The organism is Methanosarcina barkeri 3 (assembly GCF_000970305.1).
GTDB lineage: Archaea > Halobacteriota > Methanosarcinia > Methanosarcinales > Methanosarcinaceae > Methanosarcina > Methanosarcina barkeri_A.
In genome coordinates this window covers 1,356,839-1,377,721 of sequence record NZ_CP009517.1, presented here as the reverse complement: position 1 = coordinate 1,377,721, position 20,883 = coordinate 1,356,839, and the positions used below count along the sequence as shown (strand labels likewise).

Here is a 20,883-nt window from a genome sequence, read left to right as displayed (position 1 = left end):
CATGCGATATGTTCATCCCACCATAACAAAGATTATATCTAATTAATACAGAATTCAATTACCTACTATGTAGTATATATAATTAATTCATAAATTGACCTTTCTTATTTTCATTAAAAATATGCCACTTAAGAGACAATTATCAAACTAAATAACAAAAAGAGCTAACAACAGGGTCAAAAAAGGATGTGTATTTTTAATTGGTTTATTTCTATTTACTTTTTTATCGAATCAAAGATGCATACAGGAAATTTCGCGCATAAATAATTATATATACTAGTATCTAGGAAATAAGATACTGGTATTTTAGAATATATAATTTGTTATGTCTAGTTAGACATAATACATACGAAATATCCAAATAAATTAAAATTGAGAAATAAATAGTACAGGAGATACAAAAATACAATTTATAAAAGTTACACAGTTAAACAGAGGACGAGTAGCTGTTGCCTCAAATTAGCTACATTTGAACTAAATAAGCGGGCTTGAAAAATATACTCCGAAGAAACTACGGATAATTTGTAAACGTTTAGTGTGGAAAAATAATGAACAGACGAATAAATAAGGAAACCATAGAAACTATTAGAAATATATCTTTAACAACCATTTTGGTTGCACTCCCAATACTTTTGTTCTTCGGATCTTTTATGATTGGCAGATATCCAGTATCTCCTAAGGATGTAATACTGGCTATTGTATCTGTTTTTGTGCCTATTACTACAAATTTAGATTCAACTATTTATACAGTCGTTTGGGATATACGTCTGCCCCGTATAATAGCTGCGATGATTGTGGGTGCGGCTCTTTCAATCTCAGGAGCTTCTTTTCAAGGAACTTTCCAGAACCCACTGGTTTCTCCGGACATCCTTGGTGTCTCATCGGGTGCAGGTTTTGGAGCTGCAATAGCTATTTTGTTCAGTTTTTCCGTAGTAATGATTCAGACTACAGCCTTTTTATTCGGCCTGATCGCAGTTATCTTCACATATTCTCTCAGCAAAAGACTTAGAGGTAATACTATTCTGGTGATGGTATTGGGAGGGATAGCTATCGCAGCACTCTTTTCTGCTCTTATTTCATGCATCAAGTACGTTGCAGATCCTGACAGCAAACTACCGGAAATAGTGTACTGGCTTATGGGTAGCCTCTCTGCAGTTAACAGTAATAGTATCTTGATGATAATAGGGCCTACTCTTATCGGATTTGCAGCATTATTGCTTATCGGATGGAGAATTAATGTTCTTTCAATGGGCGACGATGAAGCACGTGCACTGGGTGTAAACACGGAAAAAATGAGATTGATTGTAATTCTTTGTTGTACACTCCTAACAGCTTCCGCCGTAAGTATAAGTGGCATCATTGGCTGGGTAGGCCTTGTAATACCTCATGCAGCCAGAATTCTCGTGGGCCCGGATCATAGAAAACTTTTGCCTGCAAGTATTTCACTGGGGGCTACTTTCCTTCTGCTGGTTGATGATGTGTGCAGAACAGCCACATCCATTGAAATTCCTCTGGGAATACTGACAGCCATAATAGGAGCGCCCGTTTTCATATACTTACTCCAAAAAGGTTACGAGGGATGGTCATGAGCAATATAATGGATATTAAGAATGCAGAGTTTTCTTATAACGGAAAGAAAAGCGTCTTCAAAAATGTGAACATCTCTATCGAGAAAGGAGACGTTTTATGCATATTAGGGCCTAACGGAACCGGAAAATCGACTTTAATCAAATGTATGAACCGGCTTCTTAAACTGAAAAGCGGCAAGATATTACTGAAAAATAAGTGTGTTTATTCAATGAAAGAAACCGAACTTGCAAAAATCATTGGGTATATCCCGCAGTCAAATTATTCAACTTTTGCGTTTTCAGTTTTTGATATAGTTCTAATGGGCAGAACTCCGCATTTGAGTTTAACATCTGTTCCTGGAAAGAGAGATTACAAAATCGTTGAGGAAGCTCTGGAAAGGCTTGGAATCTCGCATCTAAAGAATAAAACCTACACTGAGATCAGTGGTGGTGAAAAACAACTTGTTTTAATGGCAAGAGCAATAGCTCAACAGCCCGAAATCCTTCTCCTAGACGAACCGACATCCCATCTGGATTTCGGAAACCAGATACGAACACTCAAAGTCATACAAGAATTATCTAAAACCGGACTAACGGTTGTAATGACTTCACATTTTCCAGACCACGCCTTTTTATCCTGTAATAAAGTAGCCATCATGAACCAGGGCACAATTATGGAAATCGGAAGACCGGAAATTGTTGTTACCGAACATAATATGAAGCAGGCCTATGGAGTAGATGTCAAAATTCTGGATGTAAATGAGCATAGAAGAGCATGTATACCTATGCAAATACAACAGCCACATGTGGATGCAGGATGTTTTTGATCTGGGATATCAAAAAACTTGAGGTGATTGGGTGGACAAAAGGGGTATAGTAGCTATCATTGCAGTTCTTGCAGTCATTGCAATAATATCTGCTTCAATAAATATAGATCATAGTAGCAAAGGAATAAAAACTTCTGATCCGGGCATACGGATTGCAGATCAAGAGGGTAGAATCGTAACTATACCAACGAATGTTACCCGTGTAGCTGCTCTTGCTGGTCAGTCATATGAAAAACTGATTTTGCTGAACCAGACAGACAAAATGGCAGTCACATTATCTGCGTGGACTAATCTACCCTGGTCTTCCAAAATAGCTCCTCAATTAAAAAATATATCAATAGAAGATGACCCTAATGTTGAGGATCTTATTCGCAAAAAAGTGCAGGTAGTATTTTGTTTGTCATATGATGGTAATAAGGAGAAACTGAATTCGAGTAATATCTCTGTAGTGATCACTCAGAAGAACTCAGGAAACCCTGAAAACATAGACTCGTTCACTAAATACCTGAAACAGGAAATAGCACTTTACGGTGAGGTAATGGGGCCGGATGCGAAAAAGATTGCAGACGAATGGGGTGCATACTTCGATCAGAAAGCGAATTATGTGACATCAAGAACTGCAAACCTTACAGATAGTCAGTGTCCAACAGTATACTATGCCAGAGGTCCTGATGCAATAACGACACAGGGTAAATATTCTTACACACAGTGGTATATCGAAATGGCTGGCGGGAACTGTGTTGCGAAAAATACCAGCAAAGAAGGGCTTCAAAGTGTCACAATGGAACAACTGCTAGCATGGAATCCTGATGTGATCTTTGTAGGCCGAGTTAACAGTACAGATATAATTACAAATGATTCTCGGTTGAGTAATATAAAAGCCGTGAAGAATAACAGAGTGTATCTGTGCCCACAGGGAGTAGCCTATTGGGATGGTGGTGCTGAAGGGGTGTTACTTATGGAGTATTTTGCAAAAAGTCTGCATCCTGAGTTGTTTGAGGATTTGAATATGACTAACGAGGTCAAAGATTACTATTCAAAATTCTACCACTATAACTTAACAGATGATGAAGCAAACAGGATACTGCAGCATCTACCTCCTGCCAGCACATAACATGAAAATACTGAGTAAAATTTGTCACATCTACAGTTATACAGTTTAAATATAGACAGTTAAATTATAGACAGTTTAACAATAACAAGATGAGCTGTAAAGACCTTAAAATCCCACAAATATTCAGTTGAAAGGAAAAAGGAACCCACACATGAAAAATCCAAACAGACCTATCCAAACATACCTGAAACTCTTGAGACAATCTAAACTTTACTGCAAATAAGCAGTAGGTAGGAATAAAGTAGATAACGAGAGGGTGAAATATTGTGGAAAATAGGAATGCTTTAGGTTTCTGTACCGAAAATGATGACTGTATGTACAAAACCGAGCTGTGCAGCAGTGAACTTTCGCCCGGAGAATTTGATTTTAGGGGGCGTAGTCCGGTTCCTTTAAAATAAACTTTCAGTTATGGTATAGAGGATCCTGAAAAGCAGTTCACTTTTTTGCTTGTAGTGCCTTTTGTTTTTCTCATAGATCACAGGAAGCTGGATGACCTACTCATTCCAAGACGTTGGATTGATATCCTTGATTTATTCATAAGATTACTCTGACAAAACTTTTTGTAGTTGCTTTCTAGTTACTTTTTTTCTATGAGCTACAAGTCCGCCATCATTAAGTATCTCAAGCAGGAAATCCGGCAATTTGTTCCCTTTAAATATGTCTCTGTCTGAAACTATAACTTCACCTCTGGCCAGATCAACTTTAACTTTATCTCCTTCCTGACAATCAATATCAACCTCTATAAGTGGTAACCCGATATTGATTGAATTTCTAAAAAAGATCCTGGCAAAAGACTTCGCTATAACGCATGATACTCCTGAATATTTCAAAGCAAGAGGAGCCTGTTCTCTTGAAGACCCACAACCGAAATTGGTGCCTGCAACAATGATATCTCCAATCCTTAACTTTTTTGTGAATTCAGGATCAACTCCTTCCATTGCATGAGCTGCAAAGATCTGTACATCTTTGCTCCGCAAATACCTACCCGGGATAATCTCATCAGTATTAACGTTGTCTCCGAATTTCCAGACTCGGCCTACAATAAGACTCACAACCACACCTCAACTAAAAATTAATTTTCTCTAATATTTTTAAGAAATCAAGTTTTTTACCAAAGTTTCTGATTAATCCGGCGCCTGTGCATTCAAAATTTTTTGAACATCCTCATCCGTAAGCTCATAATCAAAGAAGGTTTTGTAAAACCACTTTGTTTCATTATTTATATCAATGGATTGAAACATGTCCGGGTTGATGGTTTTTGCAGCCCATTGAATCTGAAGCGCTTCTTCTGCTCCAGCCCGACTCCATATAAAAGCTCCTTCAGGATTTAGATATACCCTGTTATTCTTAACTGCTTTAACTTTCTTCCAGGACTCGCTATTCATTATCTGCTCTTTCTCTTCGGATTTGGCGTTCACACTAAGAATAATCACATCAGGGTTCCACTTCAATACTTGTTCCATTGAAACTTCCTGCATAATACCGCCTTTTACTTCTTCAGCTGCATTGACGCCTCCTGCAGCTTCAATCCAATCACTGATGATGTTTCCGCCTCCATCTACACACAAAGGTGATAGTGATACGAGATGGAGAACTTTAGGTCTTTCTTTATAAGGTATTTTGGATGAGATATTTCTTACTGATTCTAGTTTGCTATCCAGATATGCATTATATTTTTGTGAACGTTCCAGAGCCTCTTCGTCTCCCAATACATTTGCAGTATCTGAAAAACATTTTTTCATAGAATCAAAATCTGTAAAATTTACCTCCACAACAGGAACTCCAAGATTGGAAACTTTCTCGATATTTTTATCTCTACTTGGCATGAAAACAACATCCGGTTTGGTGGCAAGCAAAGCTTCGACATCATATGTTGGGCTGAGTGTTACAGCGTTGTAGTAGGCCGGACAAACTTTATACGCCCATGGTCTTGTTTTGAGACTGAACATTGTTGCAACAATCCTGTCATCAGCTCCAAGCATGGCCAGCACTTCATTATGTCCCATCCAGGTATCCGCAACTCTCTCCACCTTTAAAGGAACCTGAACTTGTCTACCTGCCGAATCATTAACAATTCTGGTTTCCCCACTTTTATCGTTTGAAGTTGTCGTATTTTCCACATTATTATCGTTTGAAGTTGATACGTTTGCCGTATTTTCCATATTATCATTTGAAGTTGATACGTTTACCGTGTTATCATGCGTTGTCGAACTGATTTTTTCTCCGATACAACCTGATAAAAATAATACTAACAGCATTGCGGCAGATAGGATAACTATTGTTCTATTGTTCATCCGGATACCTCTTTATGAGCTAGCATCCAGCATTATTTTTAAAGTCAAATATCCTGGCAAAGGTACTCTTGACATAGCATTCGCTATCATCAAAAGTATACTCTAATAATATGGCAGCTTATTACTTTCCGGAATCAGGAAAAATTAATGATTTAAAACAATGCTACAGGATGTAAGCTAATTTTTGTCACTTTTTTGCTTCTCATGGTTTGTAAATATTTTAATCCCCTCTCAACGGTGTGACAATATTCAATGCAGTCGATTCCTAGCTCTCTAAGCTTTTTTTGTGCACTCAACCCGATTTTCATAGAAAGCACAGCATCACAGTCAGAGATTGTTTCTATTGCTTCTTTCCTCCTACGGTATTCATTGTTAAGCTCATTACCTCCATTGCAGTACTTCTTTGTCGAGCGTGTCTCGAGAAACTTATAATCCTCACCAGTAAACTCAAAAATCATAAAATCGGTTGTTTGCCCAAAGTGCTGGTCGACAAGTTTTCCATTTTTTGAAGTAACTGCCACCTTAAAATTTTCAGAGCTCTTTTTTGTTACTTCATTTAAAATTGTGCATTCGGTGTCCATATTATAAGCTCCATTTTTTAGCCAGTTCCGAAAACTCTTCCCAGTTAATATGCTTTGAACGCAGAGCCCTTTCCCAGTCGTTTGCAACATTTTCCAAAAAGTTCAGCATGCCTTCGTATCCGAAATATGCCCTGTTCAGGTAGTTCTGTCGGTTTGTCGGGTTAAAAACATCAAACGCAAATTTTATCCCCAGTTCTTCAGCCAGATAATACTCCCACGAAGAACCGAATACAGCTTCTATACAGCTTTCCATCAAAGATTGTTTTATCTGATATCCATCCGCCGAAAAAACAACCTTCGGGGAAATTCCCATATTGTTAAGCTCATTTTCCAATAGAAACTGAGAATCAGATACAGGCGATCTGAACAACAACAGCTCCGGAATCATTTCCAGCTCTTCAAATAACATTCTGGTCAGGCCTATTCCCATAGTCGCATCCGCCGAAACAGCTACTCTGCAGTTACGGTACCTGGGGATCATCATCAACCCCCTGCGTCTCAGGACATCAATGGCCATAGTTTCTCCTTCTTTTATTATTGCCTCAACTTTTTCTTCGACGCCAAAGTATTTTCCCACTGCACGAAGCCATCTTGAAGTATTTTTAAGTCCTATTGGGAGTGGAATGTCCGATAGTATAAGCGGTATACCATGCACTTCCTGCATTTTTAACCCAAATTGATACCCGGCATCGTGACTGAGAAGTATATTCGCCGATGCTAGCCCGGCATTATTCAGTTCTTCCAGAGACGTATCGTGAGGAAGCACAGCCTGGACTTTAATTCCTATTTTTTCAAAGGTTTCGCGTATCCATTTCAAATCCGCCCACCATGTGGGGTTCAGGTTTGCTTGAGGCGCTATTAAGTTCACAGTGTTCGGAAGTTTTTCCTTTTGCTTTTTTATAAACGGAAGTAACGCGTTCAGCCCCAGTTCAATACCATCATAGAGATTTCCTCGAAATCCTCCTGCCATCAAGGGAATAAGCTTCGCATCAGTTTGAGGCTGGATATTTCGGCATAAGCCTTCAATATCCTCGCCAATGATATCAGCTGCACAAGTACCAACTACGAATATCGCCCTGGTTTTAAATTTCGAATCGGCTTCTTTGATTAAGTTTTTCAGCTTGCTTGAAGCACCCATTATCACATCTGTTTCAAAAAGCCTGGTGCATGCAACTTTTCTTTTCGTAAAATCGATTTCATGGATGTCATAGGCTGCCGAAACCGTTGAAGAGCAACCTTGCGGGGAATGTATGACAATACTAATGTCTTTGATGCCTGCCAGCACTCCGGTAGCACCCTCAAGAGCACATCCTACCATAGGGTCCCTGCTGTGGTTGCAGTTATCGAATATCAACTCGTCATACATTTGCCTCTCTCCTTTCCTGCATAAAATGTGCAATCCGGCAAATCCTGAGCTAGTTTCGGTGTGAGGGACTGAGCTGAACACAGCCCGGAATTTTCAGAGAATACCATTTTTTTCATTACCCAGCTGCGAGGTCTGAAAGAATACTCAAGAGCAGTACAAACGCATTTAGCTACCTTTAAGGCTCCTCTATAACCAAATCTTGGGCGGTTTAATATGGAATTTAAATCAACTACAGGAATATTCGGAAAACTCATTGATGACCCAAAATACACGGTTGTCTCAGGATCCAAATCTCCCAGATATTCCATAAGTTCATTTTCAGTCTGAACCATTGCCTCATATTTTCCAAAGGCAAGAGTACCTTTTGTGATCAGTATTTCAGGATCAAGCCCGGTCTCTAAGAGGTAATCAATACTTGTTTCTCTTGCCTGCGTGCTCCAGGGATGAAAATTGTATATAGCCACCCTCATACCAAAATCACGTTCAAGCATATGAGCAATTGACAGAGACTTTATCGCATCATGCCCTTCAACAATTGCCAACTTTCCTGCAAGGCATTTTTTCGCCTCTTCAAATTCGACACTTATGGCTTCATATTCTCTTTTGATCAGTTCTTCAGCTTCAGTTTCGAGATGTAAATGCCTGGCTGCTCCTCTTAGCCACTTCTCGGTTGCGCTTATGCCACATGGCAGAATCGTAGAGTTTAAAGGAGTACCAAACCGGTCAAGCATCTCTCTTCCTATAGCATACCCCATATCAAGGCAAAGGGTACAATTTACCGCTACACTGGGAGCCTGTTTCATTTTTTCCAGTGAACAACTACCTGCTATTACGGCATTTATACTTGCACCCATGCTTTCTATTAACCGCCTCAGTTCTTTAACATCAGTTTCAATTTCCGTCCTCTCAGGGCCCATTTTGCCCCCTACGATATTAACGGATTTTGCAAGCTTTGATTTGCTCTCTGGATCAGGCTTATCCATAAGCTGAACAATCTGCCTGAAGACCAGGTCAAACCCACTCCTGTACTCTCCCGCAAAACCTTCGCAGTGAATGGCCATGATTTCGGCGTTAATTTTGGGCTTAACTTTGTTCACTATAGCATCTACATAGTCTCCAATTATTCCGGTGGCACAGCTTGTAGCTACGAAAATAATATCAGGCTTATATTTGTTGTCTACCTCGAATATGGCGCCCTGTAGTTCCTTTTCGCCACCGTATACAATGGCTTTTTCATCAATATTTGTAGTAATAATGGATTCGTATGGGGAACCGCTATTTCTGCAATTTGTTAGCTTATAAGCCTGTTTTACTCCAAATGCGCAGCCACTTGGACCATGAGCAATAACAACAGTATTTTTAATGCCGCTTAAGATTTTCATAGCCGTCCAGAATTTACAGGGACGGGTATGGCTTCCCTGTAGTTTTGTTTCAATTTTTCCTTCTTTCGCTAATTGATAAAGCTCGCTTAAATGTCCAAAAAACACTACACTTTCGTTAGCAATGCCGACCATATTACCCTCATTATTATTGAAACCGGTTACAATCAAAAAACAAAAACTTCTTGATTGCGTTTAGCTACAGCTTTATGCTATCAAACAAGATACTCAGGCAGTTACGGCTCCGAAAATCGCTATAGAAGGTAATCTTGTTATATGACCGTCATAGAAGATGATCTCATTATGTAACGATGATCTCGTTATGTAACCACCATAGAAGATGATCTCGTTATGTAACCACCATAGAAGATGATCTCGTTATGTAACTACCATAGAAGATGATCTCGTTATGTTCACATCATGTACCTTTGGTTGTCATCGATTTTTTCCTCCTTTCATTTACCAGACATTAATTATCCATTCTCTGTCATGCTTGCTTTCCATGGATGCAAAAATCGTATTGGCAATTGTTTCAGCTAACCATTCTGCTCCTTTGTATCCGATTACTGGATATTTCCAAAGCCCTGCTCTGTCAAAGGTTGGGAAGCCTACCCTGACCATAGGAATGTCATTGTCTATGGCAATGTATCGGCCTTTTGAATGCCCCAAAATCAAATCGACGTCTATGGATTTGTTTTTAACACGGCTTTCCAGTTCCCATAAATCAGCGTTCCAGATAGTTTTTATATCGCAGTTTGCCTTATCTTCAAGTACTTTGAGCCTTGGGTCACTTTTATACAGCGTGTTATCATCGCCCAAAAGTAAAAGCACAGGTTCAAGTTCACACTCCAGACAAAATTGAGCAAGACCGAAGACAAGATCCGGATTCCCGAATATGGCTACTTTCTTATTTGCGAAAAACATGTGAGCAAGGTCTACAATTGCATCTATCGCTTTTCCGCGTTCGATAATCAGTGACTCGGGTATGGGCTTGCCGGTAAGTTTGCTGATATTTTCAAGAAAGATATCGGTGTTGTTTATGCCTATAGGTGTTGGCGTAACGATTGAAGGCACGCCGAACTTATCTTCTAGATATTTTGCAGCATTTGCTCCCTCATAACGGCTTAATGCAATTGACCCAATAGCATTGGCAGAATCGGCAATTTCCTCAATGGTTGTATTTCCGTATGCGAATGCCGATTTGTCAGGCATAATAGGGGCATCAAAGGTCTCGGTATCCATAAGTATATTCCCGTCAACCTGCATCTCAGATAACATATGCTTAATTTCAGAAACATCTCCTGGATTTACCCATCCTGTGAATATGTTCAACTTTTCAGAAGGTTCGTCTTTTTTTGCAAGAGCTTTTACAACCGCGCTAATTGCATTATCGTAGCCTGTTACCTGGCTACCGCTGTAACTTGGCGTATGCACAGCTATAAGCTTCACATCTCTATCAGGATGCTTTTCTTTAATTTTCGGATTTAGTTTTCGGATTATACCTTCAATATCGTCACCAATAGTTTCAGTTGAACAGGTCGTTATAATAGGTATAATCTTCAGGTGAGGATATCTCGCAATAAGTACTTCAACCGCCTCTTCAACCCTTATTGAGCCCCCGAAAACGGCGGCGCTTTCGTGCAGAGAAGAAGAAGCTATATCAAAATTCTCTTTGAAATGCTGAGCGAACAACAGTCTGACAAACATGCTGCAACCCTGACCGCCATGTACAAGCGGAATGCAATCCTTTATACCAATTCCTGCAAATTGAGCACCTGCAGGCTGACAGGTATACATAGGATTAATTATTCCTGTTCGCTCTTTCAACATCAGCTCACATGACATCTTTTCTACCGCCTTTTAGTTAGTAATTTGACAAGTTCAGTTCGCAGTTACGTGACTTTTTTACAGTAATATAAAGCAGTCTTTGCTTGACACCTTCGATTAGTTCCAATACTCCTGATTTATCCAGTTCGGAGACCCAGGGCATTTTTTTCTGAATGTCAGCAGCCAGGAGTTTTGCATCGGAATAAAACGCTTTATCTGCCGGTGTTACAAGATTTACTTTATCTCCATTGAGAATTTTGCCGGTCATTGTCATAATACCTTCAATGTTTTCCTCTCTATCCCAGCTTCTTGAAAAAAACTGCCACAAACATTTTTCCTGGATAAGAGCCGTAACTTCCTCTATTTTGTCATTCATAACTCCTGCACCACACTAGGATCTTTTCCGGCTAAATTCCACATAGGAGAATCTACCACTCTCGGATCTTTTCCGGCTAAATTCCACATAGGAGAATAAATCGCGTTATACATATCTCTCGCCATGTTTACTGCGCCTTCAAAACCCATGTACGGACCGTTATGATATGCATGTCCGTTAATGTACGGAATGTGCAGTTTTTTGACCAGGTCTCCAACTCTGGGTCCGGTTAAAATCAGGTCTGCATGGATACTTTCCAGTACTTCGAAAAACTCAAGCTCATTTCCATCATCAATATAGATCGTCCCTACCCTCCCTCTGGCAATGACCTTCTCAAAGTCTTCCTGATGACCGAATTTAGATGACATGGCGACAACTTCCATGCCCAGATCATCTTCAAGAGCTTTTGTCCAGTGCCACAGTCTCGGTCCGCCGGTCCAGATGCATATTTGTTTTCCTTTGAGCCGTTCTTTATACCAGGCAAGCTTTCCTTCGTATTTTGCGACTTCTTCTGCAATTACTTCCTCAGCTTTATCTTCCAGTCCAAAGAAAGCTCCTATCTTTCTCAGCGCCACCTTGACGTATTCAAACCCCCAGGTATCGACATCCATTCTTGGAATATCATATACTCTTTTAAGTTCGTTGGCTATATATCCCGCAGATCGTGCACAATTGACCACATTGAGCTTTGCTCTATGCATGCAGCGCAGCTGGTCATATTTTACGTTCCCTGTAAAGTGAGCGATGACCTGAATGCCCATTTTATCAAGATACTTTTGCAATACGTAGGAATCGCCCTGAATATTGTAATCACCAATGACATTAATCGTGTACTCGCTTGTAATTTCAGGTTCAAGCGTTCCGACTTTATCCCTCATCCAGCCGATATTCAGTTCGTGGTGTCCTTTTGACTGGCTGACCCCAGCAAATCCTGGACACTCAACTACGAATATATCGACATCCCCAAGTTCTTTCTCAACCTCACGACACACTGCTTTGGGATCGTCTCCTATCAGTGCGGTTGTACAGGTCGTGTAGACAAACATTCTCTTGATTTCCGGAAATTCTTTAAAAGCTTCCGTAATCGCTTTTTTGAGTTGTTTTTCAGCGCCGAAAACAATGTGCTTTTCTTTTGTGTCCGAAGACCAGATATATTTTAGTTGAAAGTTGTCATTGTCGCTAGGGTACCTTTTCGTGTGCCAGGTATCATATGCGCATCCTACCGGTCCATGTATCATCTGAATACAGTCTTTAATTACTCCGCCAATAACGAGTTTTGCTCCGCAATAGCTGCAACCCCTTTCTGATATTGATCCGGGTATTGTTTCTATATTCGAGAGTGGGAGAAACTGAGTTGTATCTTCCCCTTCTTCTTTTACGTAAACATGGTTTTTGCGCTCCGGTATGCATTCATCACAACAGAATAGTTTTAACGGCATTTTATAGGCCTCGTATCTGTTTATCTTAAAGCTAATTCTCCTTTTTCGCCAGTCCTGACTCGAATGACCTCGTCAATGGACTCGACAAAAATCTTTCCGTCACCAATCTGGGCAGTCTGATTGACTTCAATAATGGTTTTGATCACCTGATCCACTTCGTCATCATTTACAACTATGCTCAGAAGTCGTTTGGGTATGTATTTCATACCTGTACTGTACCTTTTCGCTAGCAGTCTCGGTTGTATGTAAAAATTAAGCTCCCCTGAGATCCCTCTTTGCTTACCTTTTCCTAATACCGGAATTGCAGTCATGGAAGGATAACCGATTTTGTCCAGTGCGTCTTTTGTAGCCGAGATCTTGTTGGGTCTGATAATCGCGGTAACTTCTTTCATATGAAAACATCCAGGTTCTAAATTTTTTTATCTTTTAGATTATTCTTCATAATCCTCTTTCACCCGAGCTAATTGTATATGCATCTTCAATAGTATTCACGAAGATTTTTCCGTCTCCCATGCTGCCAGTATATGCTTTTCCGGAAATTATTTTTATTACCTCGTCGACAGCCTCATCCTCTACAGCCATCATAATCATTGTTTTTGCGAGTTCATCATAGTGCACATTGCCAACAGTGATACCTTTTTGTTTCCCTCTTCCGAAGACGTTTATTTTTGTAAGGGAATAATAACCTGCTTCTGCAAGTCCGTCTGTTACTTCTTCAGTCCATTCAGGACGTAGTATGGCACGGATCATTTTCATTGTTCATTTCCCCCTGAATTAATCCATAAGACCATATTTTTCAACCATTTTTTCCAGCTGATTCATACTTAATGGTTTAGGGATTACAAACGTATCGTTCTCCAGGATTTTCTTGGCGAGTTTTTTGTATTCAAGTGCTTGATTGCATGTGGGGTCGTACTCCACAACAGTCTTTTTATTGAACTCCGCTTTTTGAACAATATTGTCACGCGGTACAAAATGTATCAGCTGCGTTCCCAGTGCAGAAACAAATTCTTCCATCATTTCAAGCTCATTATCGACCTTACGGCTATTGCAAATGATTCCTCCAAGCCTTACACCACTTTGTTCGGCATATTTCAACAGACCCTTACAGATGTTATTTGCTGCATAAGTCGCCATCATTTCTCCAGAAGCAACTATGTATACTTCCTGTGCCTTTCCTTCTCGAATCGGCATTGCGAAACCGCCGCAAACAACATCACCCAGTACGTCAAAGTGAATAAAATCCAGATCGTCAGAATAAGCTCCCATTTCCTCCATAAGATTAATTGCAGTAATAACCCCTCGACCAGCACAGCCAACACCGGGCTCTGGCCCACCGGACTCAACGCATTTTATTCCATCAAAGCCGGCATTGACTACGTTGTCAACTGTTACGGATTCCTCTCCCAGATCTCTCAGCGTATCCATTATCGTAGTTTGAGCTACCCCACCGAGTACCAGACGAGTACAGTCCGCTTTCGGATCACACCCGTGAATAAAAACTTTTTTTCCATGATAATATGCCATAGCAGCTGCAGTATTTTGTTGAGTGGTAGATTTTCCGATTCCACCTTTTCCATAAAAAGCAATTTTTCTTGTCATTTTACACCCCTTCAGTGTTTACGCGAACTTTGCCCAGAAACCCATTTTCTTCTTTGAACTTCGTATCTTGAACACCCCGTTGAATTTTTAAGCAAAATTACCGGATCTTATGTTGTCTGTACCAATACATACATTTTTTATTATTTTTGTATGAAATATGTTTTCTTCTACATATCACTCCTTTTTGCCAGTTTCTCATATTGTTTTACTTTACCTCACATTTCCTGTAAGTTTTTTTACATGTGTTATGTTTATCTTGACATAACGGCTATTTGCTTGCCGGAATACAGATTCTTACTTCCTACTCAATACTATATATATGTATCTATTTGTCGAATATTTAGCAAGTTAACTGAAAAAGGCACGTTTCAATAAACTATATAAAAAGTTATTATTGCAAAAACAGCATCATTTGCCATTTATTATTTTATCATGAGAGAAAAAAGTTTCAACTTAATGACGAAATTGAGGTTATATCTATGAATATTTAGTACTGTTTTATATTCCTATTTGTTAGGTTCGGGATGTCATACGCAACAATGGAAAACTCCGAACCGTTATGTATAAATAGACATAACGATCAAATCATCAAATCGTAGAAACATGTCGTTTTGATATGAAAAACGAAAGAATATTGTAGTTGTTAAATTTTGATGCCCGCCATCTTGACAAAATATATCGTGCCAATATGTATGAATATATATAACGCTTAAAACTTAAAAACAGATAGCACTGGTGTTTTGTGCACAAAAAAACTAATGTATGAAATTTACAACTAACTAACTAACTAACTAAAGTTATTCCATAACGGAGTGTTAATTCAAAAAACGCCTAAGTTAGGAAAACTTCAAATTATACACGAAACTGGGAAACGAAATGATATTTCCTGCTATATAGTTCAGGATGACTCCGGCTTCATTGTAGTACTATTTGAGGGAGGTTAAATGCGATGCAATGTATGCGAAGTCAGATGCGAAATCAATAAGCATAGTACGGGCAGATGCGGTACTTATGTAAGCGATGGCAACACCATACTCCAGTACTCTGGCATGGGATATCTGGGAGCATATCCGGTTTCAATAGAAGCAGTTCCTTTACTTCACTACTATCCCTCAGGTAAGTTCCTGCAAGTTTTCAGTACAGGATGCAATTTCCAGTGTCCTGGTTGTGTAGCAAGGATGCCAGCATCAAGCAGGCCTTCGACCCAGCAATCCTCACTCAGTCCTTCCGAGATAATAAAAAGAGCTTTACAGCAGGAGTGCCTGGGTGTAGTTTCAACAATAAATGACCCTGTTGCTAATTACTATCTTTTCAGGGATCTTGCAGTTCAGGCACAGGAAAAAAGTTTACTCGTAGGCTGCGCAACAAACTGCTATTTCACAACTAGCACTTTAGAAGAGTTTGGACATTTTGTGGACTTTGTGAACGTAGGAATTAAAGGTTACTCTGACAGAAGTTACAAAAACTGTGGAGTTTCCTTCTCCGCTCCTGTCTTTCGTAACATTTCCAGGCTTTTTGACATGGGAGTGCATGTCGAAACCTCAGTCGTTTATTCAAAAGGAAGTGACGATGATGTTATAAAGGTCGCAGAGAAAGTTTCTGAAATCTCTTCTAAAATTCCATTGCATGTCATGAGGTTCCTTCCCTCAGGCTATGCTCCGATAGAACTGGAGCCATCAGTAGGAGACGCGGAAAAAATATGTCCTGCCTTGCGCAGATATCTGGATTTTGTCTACCTCTTTAATTCTCCAGGCACGGAATTATTAAACACATACTGTCCTGAATGTGGCAGTCTACTGATAGAACGGGAATTTCACAGGCCTATCGGCTCCAGACTTGTAAAGCCCCTAGTGAGCCGCACATGCATCTGCGGCAGCAGGATTCCGTTTCAGGGAAAAGCTGCCAGTGAAAGTTTTAGTGAAGTAGGCTTAATGGACAGTTATAGTACAAGTCAGGCTTTCAGTATGGTTCATGCAGTACTTACATGTTTGGGAGTACTGGATGATTATAAACTAATGGACATCTGGGGTGAGGATAAACTAATGGATGTCTGGAATAAGGTCTCAGATCCTAAAACTCTTACGCAAATACATAACATGATACGGCAGCCATACTCTTATCTGGAATTTATAGAATTTATTGCCAAAAAAGCTGATATGTCGGAAAAAGGAGAGGAACTTGTTTCTTTCATTAATGAGCGCTTGAAAATTGTCCAGAATCTTTCAGCAGGAAAAAGTAGTTATAATGTATATTATTGCATGGGTTCTCCTCTCTTTGCCCTGAATGCCGGCAGAATGGAAAATAACCTTGTGACATTTTCAGGGGGTGTTAGTATTAATAAGCAGCTTCAAAAGGAAGGTAAACTGGGTGTAAGTGTTTCTCCTTCCTTCATCAATGATCACGATCCTGGAGTTATCTTCATCTCTGGTTTCCTTTCTCGCCCTCTTGATGAGTTCTATGCCCTGTGTCATAAGTATGGGATACATGCCAGGGCTGTGACACAGCAGCAGGTCTATGAAATTCCACCTTCCTGGGACTTCGGAAGCCCTCGCTGGATATTGGGATTACTATATATAGCAGACAAGTTGCACCCTGGAAAACTTGGAGTTGACCTGAGAAAGGAGGCAGACGATTTTTATTTGGAGTTTTATGGTATGCGGTTTAAGGAAGCAAGATCCAATAGATCTTTCCACAGGCCTTCCTCGGGTATTTGGCCACATACGCAAACACTGTATCATTACGCAGAAATGGAAATGCCAAAGCAAGGTTCTACTAAAAATTTTGGTAGTGAAATTAATCAACCTTTTAACATGCTACCAGCCTATAAACTCAAGTTCAAAGGATGATAGGAAGGACAAAGTATTACAGTAATTCTTTATCTTCCAGTTTATTCATAACGAGAAATCTGAAAGTCGGAGTCCAAACGAGTTTCTGATAGTGAAATGAAAGTTCCGGAGTTTTATGAGTTTGGTAGCAAAAACTGTACTAAAACACCTAATAGATGGCGTTTCTGAAATTAATTTTGATCCTCTATACTGTGTTTAAAAAGGAAAGAAGAATGTATTTTTGGTTGTAAAATTTCAATTAGATTTGACTTTTTCTTTCTGGAGAGCTAGATCCAAAACATTTTCGTATACTTCTTTACCCTCTATTTTTAGAATCTTAGCCGTTGATCTTTCAGTAGTAACGTTTCCATCCTCCTGCATATAAACATATTTTCCATTTTCAATTCCTACGATTACAGACGAGTCAGGAATTACGTATATTCCAAAATAATCAGCAAGTTTCGGACTCTTATCTATATCTACAGTCACAACCGTAGCTTTACCTGCATAATCTGTTGCAACCTGGGTTAAAACAGGATTTAACTCCTGGCACTCTTCACACCACTCAGCTCCGAGTTTCACAAGAACAGGTCCTTTTTTGAGAGATGTGTTTATCTGATCCAGTTGGGTAATCTCTATAACACTGCTGTTTTCCTGTATTTTCTGAGGATTTTCCTGGGTTTCCTGGGAGTTTATAGAATTTTCCTGGGCTTCCTGAGAATCTGTGAGAGTTGTTTTGCTATTAATACAGCCAGCTGTTAAGATCACAGCTGCAAAGAGAATCAATAGTATAACCAATTTACTCATGTTTGTCGTCTACTATATTATTGATTTTTTACGATCCTAAAGGTAATATAGGTATAATATTCAAACTGTTATATATAATTTACATCAATCATTTACTTACATCCGCTGTTTATTTACATCAATTGATTACTTACACTAATTGGATTACCATTCATCTGTGCATCCAAAATATGCCTCAAGGCACTAAGAACAAGCTTATTTTCTTGGACACAAATTCATGTTCTGTTGGTTTAAATTTTCAGATATCAGGTTTAAAAAAAGTAGCAGGTAAATTGCTGAAATCAATGACTGAACAGCTATCTTTTGGATCTGAATGAGTCCTGGCAATTTATTGTGTATTTCAAATAATTAAAGTTTGAACCATAGACTGAGGGAGTGACTTCAGGCAAGTAATAAAATATAGCTCTAAAAGCACTTGAAATGATCAATAATTAAAAAAGTAATGGAGAAACAAGCTCTCCAAGCATGTAATTATTCAAACATAACCGGACAGTTTAGTCAACTATTCCGCCTGTGTTTGCGGAATGAACGGAACGCTGGTACCTGGCAAGGTAACCTGTAATTTCTGTTTTTGGTGGCACAAAGGCAGCTTTCCGCTGTTTAAGCTCTTCTTCTGAAATCTTAATGTTCAGAGCTCTTTCAGGAATATTGATTTCGATCATATCCCCATCTTTTACAAGAGCGATTGGTCCTCCTTCCGTGGCTTCAGGTGAGACGTGCCCGATGCAGGGTCCACGAGTACCTCCGGAAAAGCGTCCGTCAGTTATCAGAGCAACCGATTCTAGAAGACCCATACCTCCGAGTGCAGCTGTCACTGCAAGCATTTCCCTCATCCCGGGACCGCCTTTAGGACCTTCATATCGTATAATTACAACGTCTCCAGGTTTCACATTACCCGCAAGGATACTTTCCATAGCAGCTTTTTCGCCGTCATAAACGCGTGCAGGGCCTGTATGAACATGCATTCCTGGATCAACTGCTGCCTGTTTTACAACCGCGCCTTCAGGAGCGAGGCTGCCTTTAAGGACCGCAATTCCTCCCTGAGCGTGAATTGGATTTTCAAGAGTTCCTATAATCTCTTTATTAAGCTTGGGATTAACAATGTCCAGTTCTTTCAGGTTTTCCCCAATAGTTTTGCCGTTAACAGTACGTTGTTCCAGATGTAGTTTAGAGGAAAGCCTCTGTATAATTGCCTGAACCCCACCTGCTCTGTCAAAATGCAACATAAAATTTGACCCTCCCGGACGAAGCGAGATCAGATGAGGGGTTGTTCTGCTCAGTTCGTCAAATTTTTCAAGAGGGAGGTTCAGCCCGAACTCATGGGCAAGGGCAGGAAGATGCAGTGTGGTATTTGTACTTCCCCCAACTGCCATGTCTACCATTATACCGTTCTCAAAAGATTTATAAGTGACAATTTTTCTGGGAGTCAGGTTCTCTTTAATCATTTCGACAATACGTTCACCGGATTCCTTGGCAATACGAACTTTTTTTGCATCCACTGCATGAGCAGTTGCACAGCCTGGAAGGCTCAGACCAAGCGCTTCGGTCATACAGGCCATAGTATTTGCGGTATACATCCCTGCGCAGGATCCGGCTCCATTACACGCAAAGTTTTCAAGCTCTTTGAGGTCATCGTCTGAAATTTTGCCTATTCTATGAGCTCCGACTCCTTCCGAAACTGAGATGAAATCCTTGTAACTGTCATCAACGTATCCAGGGAGCATAGGCCCTCCGGTTACAACAATTGCAGGAATGTCAAGTCTGCCTGCTGCCATAAGGTGACCTGGCACGATCTTGTCACATGTTGGAATAAGGACCATACCGTCAAACTGATGAGCTTTAACCATCAGTTCAATTGTATCTTCAATAATTTCTCTACTGGGAAGGGAATATTTCATACCCTCATGTCCCATTGCAATTCCGTCGCAGACTCCAATGGTATGGAATTCAAAAGGAACTCCTCCGGCATTCCTGATTCCGGCTTTTACGGCGTCAGCGAGTTTGTTAAGGTGCATGTGACCAGGAATTATGTCGTTCCAGGAATTAACGACTGCGATGAATGGCTTTCTCATTTCGGAATCCGTGACTCCGGTCGCTTTAAGAAGTGAGCGATTGGGAGCCCTTTCCGGTCCTTCTTTAATAATATCGCTTCTCATGTTAAATCTCCATAAAGTTTCGTGGTGAGGATAAAAGTTATAATATATATACGACTTACGCGCTTGCTAAGTTAGAGACATTAGACATTTTCAATAGTAAAATATCAAAATATTAAGGTATTTATACAGATCTCTAACATATTAAATTAGAAGATAAGTTTATTAACCGTCAACAGTTATTGGAACTGGAAATCACTTATAGAGAATAGCCACCTCTGAGATGATATCAATGGATTCAATGGAAAAAATATTTGGAAAAACCGCACAGATGACAGTTCTTAAGAATCTGATCGAAAACCAGAATGAACCAACCTATCTTTCAGGGATAGCTGAAGAAACTGGCCTGTCTCATTCCAGTGTATCAAGGGTTATCACACCTCTGGTTCTTTCAGGCATTGTTCAGGAAAAACCCCTGGGTAAGCAAATCCGGACTTTCCAGCTGAACATGGATAATGAGGCAACAACTCTTATTATAGATTTTTACAGCAAAATCAATCAGATTCTGAACTAAGTTGAATAATATGAAGCAAGGGAAGTTGAAGCTTCCCAAAATTATTTTTTTTATTTTTGTCTCCTTAAAACTCACACAAAACTTCCATAATTGGCTGAAGTGCCTTCACGTAAGTCGTAATTTGTTTTTATCCTTAGTTTTATCCTTAGTTTTATCCTTAGTTTATGTCTTTAATTTATCTTTAATTTATATCTTTAGCTTTATCACTCTA

At 39.7% G+C, this 20,883-nt stretch carries 20 protein-coding genes; 7 read left to right on the top strand and 13 right to left on the bottom strand.

The annotated features are described in order from the left end of the window. The first annotated feature begins 548 nt into the window (after positions 1–548). The 5 genes from MSBR3_RS05550 to MSBR3_RS20040 all read left to right on the top strand — a co-directional run bounded on the left by MSBR3_RS05550 (position 549) and on the right by MSBR3_RS20040 (position 4,060). Complete coding sequence (locus MSBR3_RS05550) at positions 549–1,589, top strand: FecCD family ABC transporter permease (RefSeq protein ID WP_048107012.1); 1,041 nt, start codon at positions 549–551, stop codon at positions 1,587–1,589. After that, positions 1,586–2,395 carry an ABC transporter ATP-binding protein gene (locus MSBR3_RS05545; protein ID WP_048107009.1) on the top strand — a complete coding sequence of 270 codons (810 nt, stop codon included), beginning with the start codon at positions 1,586–1,588 and terminating at the stop codon, positions 2,393–2,395. The genes MSBR3_RS05550 and MSBR3_RS05545 overlap by 4 nt, the downstream gene beginning before the upstream one ends. A gap of 31 nt (positions 2,396–2,426) precedes the next feature. Next, complete coding sequence (locus MSBR3_RS05540; protein WP_048107007.1) at positions 2,427–3,509, top strand: ABC transporter substrate-binding protein; 1,083 nt, start codon at positions 2,427–2,429, stop codon at positions 3,507–3,509. A 266-nt stretch (positions 3,510–3,775) separates the two neighbouring features. Next, positions 3,776–3,907: a hypothetical protein gene (locus MSBR3_RS21385; RefSeq protein ID WP_268989123.1), complete on the top strand. Its 132-nt coding sequence runs from the start codon at positions 3,776–3,778 to the stop codon at positions 3,905–3,907. Between the two features lie 15 nt (positions 3,908–3,922). Continuing rightward, positions 3,923–4,060: an ABC transporter substrate-binding protein gene (locus MSBR3_RS20040; RefSeq protein WP_155396876.1), complete on the top strand. Its 138-nt coding sequence runs from the start codon at positions 3,923–3,925 to the stop codon at positions 4,058–4,060. Here the strand turns inward: MSBR3_RS20040 and MSBR3_RS05535 are convergent. From MSBR3_RS05535 to nifH, 11 genes are all read right to left on the bottom strand, one after another. Continuing rightward, positions 4,052–4,561: a LeuD/DmdB family oxidoreductase small subunit gene (locus MSBR3_RS05535; protein WP_080942210.1), complete on the bottom strand. Its 510-nt coding sequence runs from the start codon at positions 4,559–4,561 to the stop codon at positions 4,052–4,054. The two genes, MSBR3_RS20040 and MSBR3_RS05535, sit on opposite strands and share 9 nt — an antisense overlap. A gap of 72 nt (positions 4,562–4,633) precedes the next feature. Further along, complete coding sequence (locus tag MSBR3_RS05530) at positions 4,634–5,803, bottom strand: ABC transporter substrate-binding protein (RefSeq protein WP_052723295.1); 1,170 nt, start codon at positions 5,801–5,803, stop codon at positions 4,634–4,636. A gap of 152 nt (positions 5,804–5,955) precedes the next feature. Next, on the bottom strand, positions 5,956–6,384 hold the full coding sequence (locus MSBR3_RS05525; RefSeq protein ID WP_048107004.1) for a NifB/NifX family molybdenum-iron cluster-binding protein: 429 nt from the start codon (positions 6,382–6,384) through the stop codon (positions 5,956–5,958). Between the two features lies 1 nt (position 6,385). After that, positions 6,386–7,750, bottom strand: coding sequence for a nitrogenase component 1 (locus tag MSBR3_RS05520; protein WP_048107002.1), 1,365 nt, complete (start codon positions 7,748–7,750; stop codon positions 6,386–6,388). Continuing rightward, positions 7,735–9,264 (bottom strand): nitrogenase component 1, encoded by a 1,530-nt coding sequence (locus MSBR3_RS05515; protein WP_048107000.1) that lies wholly within the window; start codon positions 9,262–9,264, stop codon positions 7,735–7,737. Before MSBR3_RS05515 ends, MSBR3_RS05520 begins: the two co-directional genes overlap by 16 nt. Before the next feature lie 324 nt (positions 9,265–9,588). Next, entirely contained in the window at positions 9,589–10,974 is a 1,386-nt protein-coding gene (vnfK, locus tag MSBR3_RS05510) for a V-containing nitrogenase subunit beta (protein WP_048106999.1), read from the bottom strand. A 19-nt stretch (positions 10,975–10,993) separates the two neighbouring features. Further along, the gene (gene vnfG, locus MSBR3_RS05505; RefSeq protein WP_048106997.1) at positions 10,994–11,332 is read right to left on the bottom strand and encodes a V-containing nitrogenase subunit delta; all 339 of its coding nucleotides are present in this window, start codon (positions 11,330–11,332) and stop codon (positions 10,994–10,996) included. Beyond that, a complete protein-coding gene (gene vnfD / locus MSBR3_RS05500; RefSeq protein ID WP_048106995.1) occupies positions 11,329–12,771 on the bottom strand; it encodes a nitrogenase vanadium-iron protein, alpha chain in 1,443 nt (480 codons plus the stop codon). The genes vnfG and vnfD overlap by 4 nt, the downstream gene beginning before the upstream one ends. A 20-nt stretch (positions 12,772–12,791) precedes the next feature. Continuing rightward, positions 12,792–13,163: a P-II family nitrogen regulator gene (locus MSBR3_RS05495; protein ID WP_048106993.1), complete on the bottom strand. Its 372-nt coding sequence runs from the start codon at positions 13,161–13,163 to the stop codon at positions 12,792–12,794. A gap of 46 nt (positions 13,164–13,209) precedes the next feature. Beyond that, complete coding sequence (locus MSBR3_RS05490; protein WP_048106991.1) at positions 13,210–13,527, bottom strand: P-II family nitrogen regulator; 318 nt, start codon at positions 13,525–13,527, stop codon at positions 13,210–13,212. Between the two features lie 18 nt (positions 13,528–13,545). Beyond that, on the bottom strand, positions 13,546–14,373 hold the full coding sequence (nifH, locus tag MSBR3_RS05485; protein ID WP_048106989.1) for a nitrogenase iron protein: 828 nt from the start codon (positions 14,371–14,373) through the stop codon (positions 13,546–13,548). A gap of 944 nt (positions 14,374–15,317) precedes the next feature. On the opposite strand from nifH, the gene MSBR3_RS05480 reads away from it, so the two are divergent. Continuing rightward, positions 15,318–17,219 (top strand): radical SAM protein, encoded by a 1,902-nt coding sequence (locus MSBR3_RS05480; protein WP_048106988.1) that lies wholly within the window; start codon positions 15,318–15,320, stop codon positions 17,217–17,219. Positions 17,220–17,453: 234 nt separating this feature from the next. On the opposite strand, the gene MSBR3_RS05475 is transcribed toward MSBR3_RS05480, so the two are convergent. After that, positions 17,454–18,005 (bottom strand): thioredoxin family protein, encoded by a 552-nt coding sequence (locus MSBR3_RS05475; protein WP_048106987.1) that lies wholly within the window; start codon positions 18,003–18,005, stop codon positions 17,454–17,456. A 494-nt stretch (positions 18,006–18,499) separates the two neighbouring features. Then, a complete protein-coding gene (ilvD, locus tag MSBR3_RS05465; RefSeq protein ID WP_048106985.1) occupies positions 18,500–20,161 on the bottom strand; it encodes a dihydroxy-acid dehydratase in 1,662 nt (553 codons plus the stop codon). Positions 20,162–20,390: 229 nt separating this feature from the next. Here ilvD and MSBR3_RS05460 point away from each other — a divergent pair, with 229 nt between their 5' ends. Continuing rightward, complete coding sequence (locus MSBR3_RS05460) at positions 20,391–20,672, top strand: MarR family transcriptional regulator (protein WP_048106983.1); 282 nt, start codon at positions 20,391–20,393, stop codon at positions 20,670–20,672. The last annotated feature ends 211 nt before the right edge of the window (positions 20,673–20,883 follow it).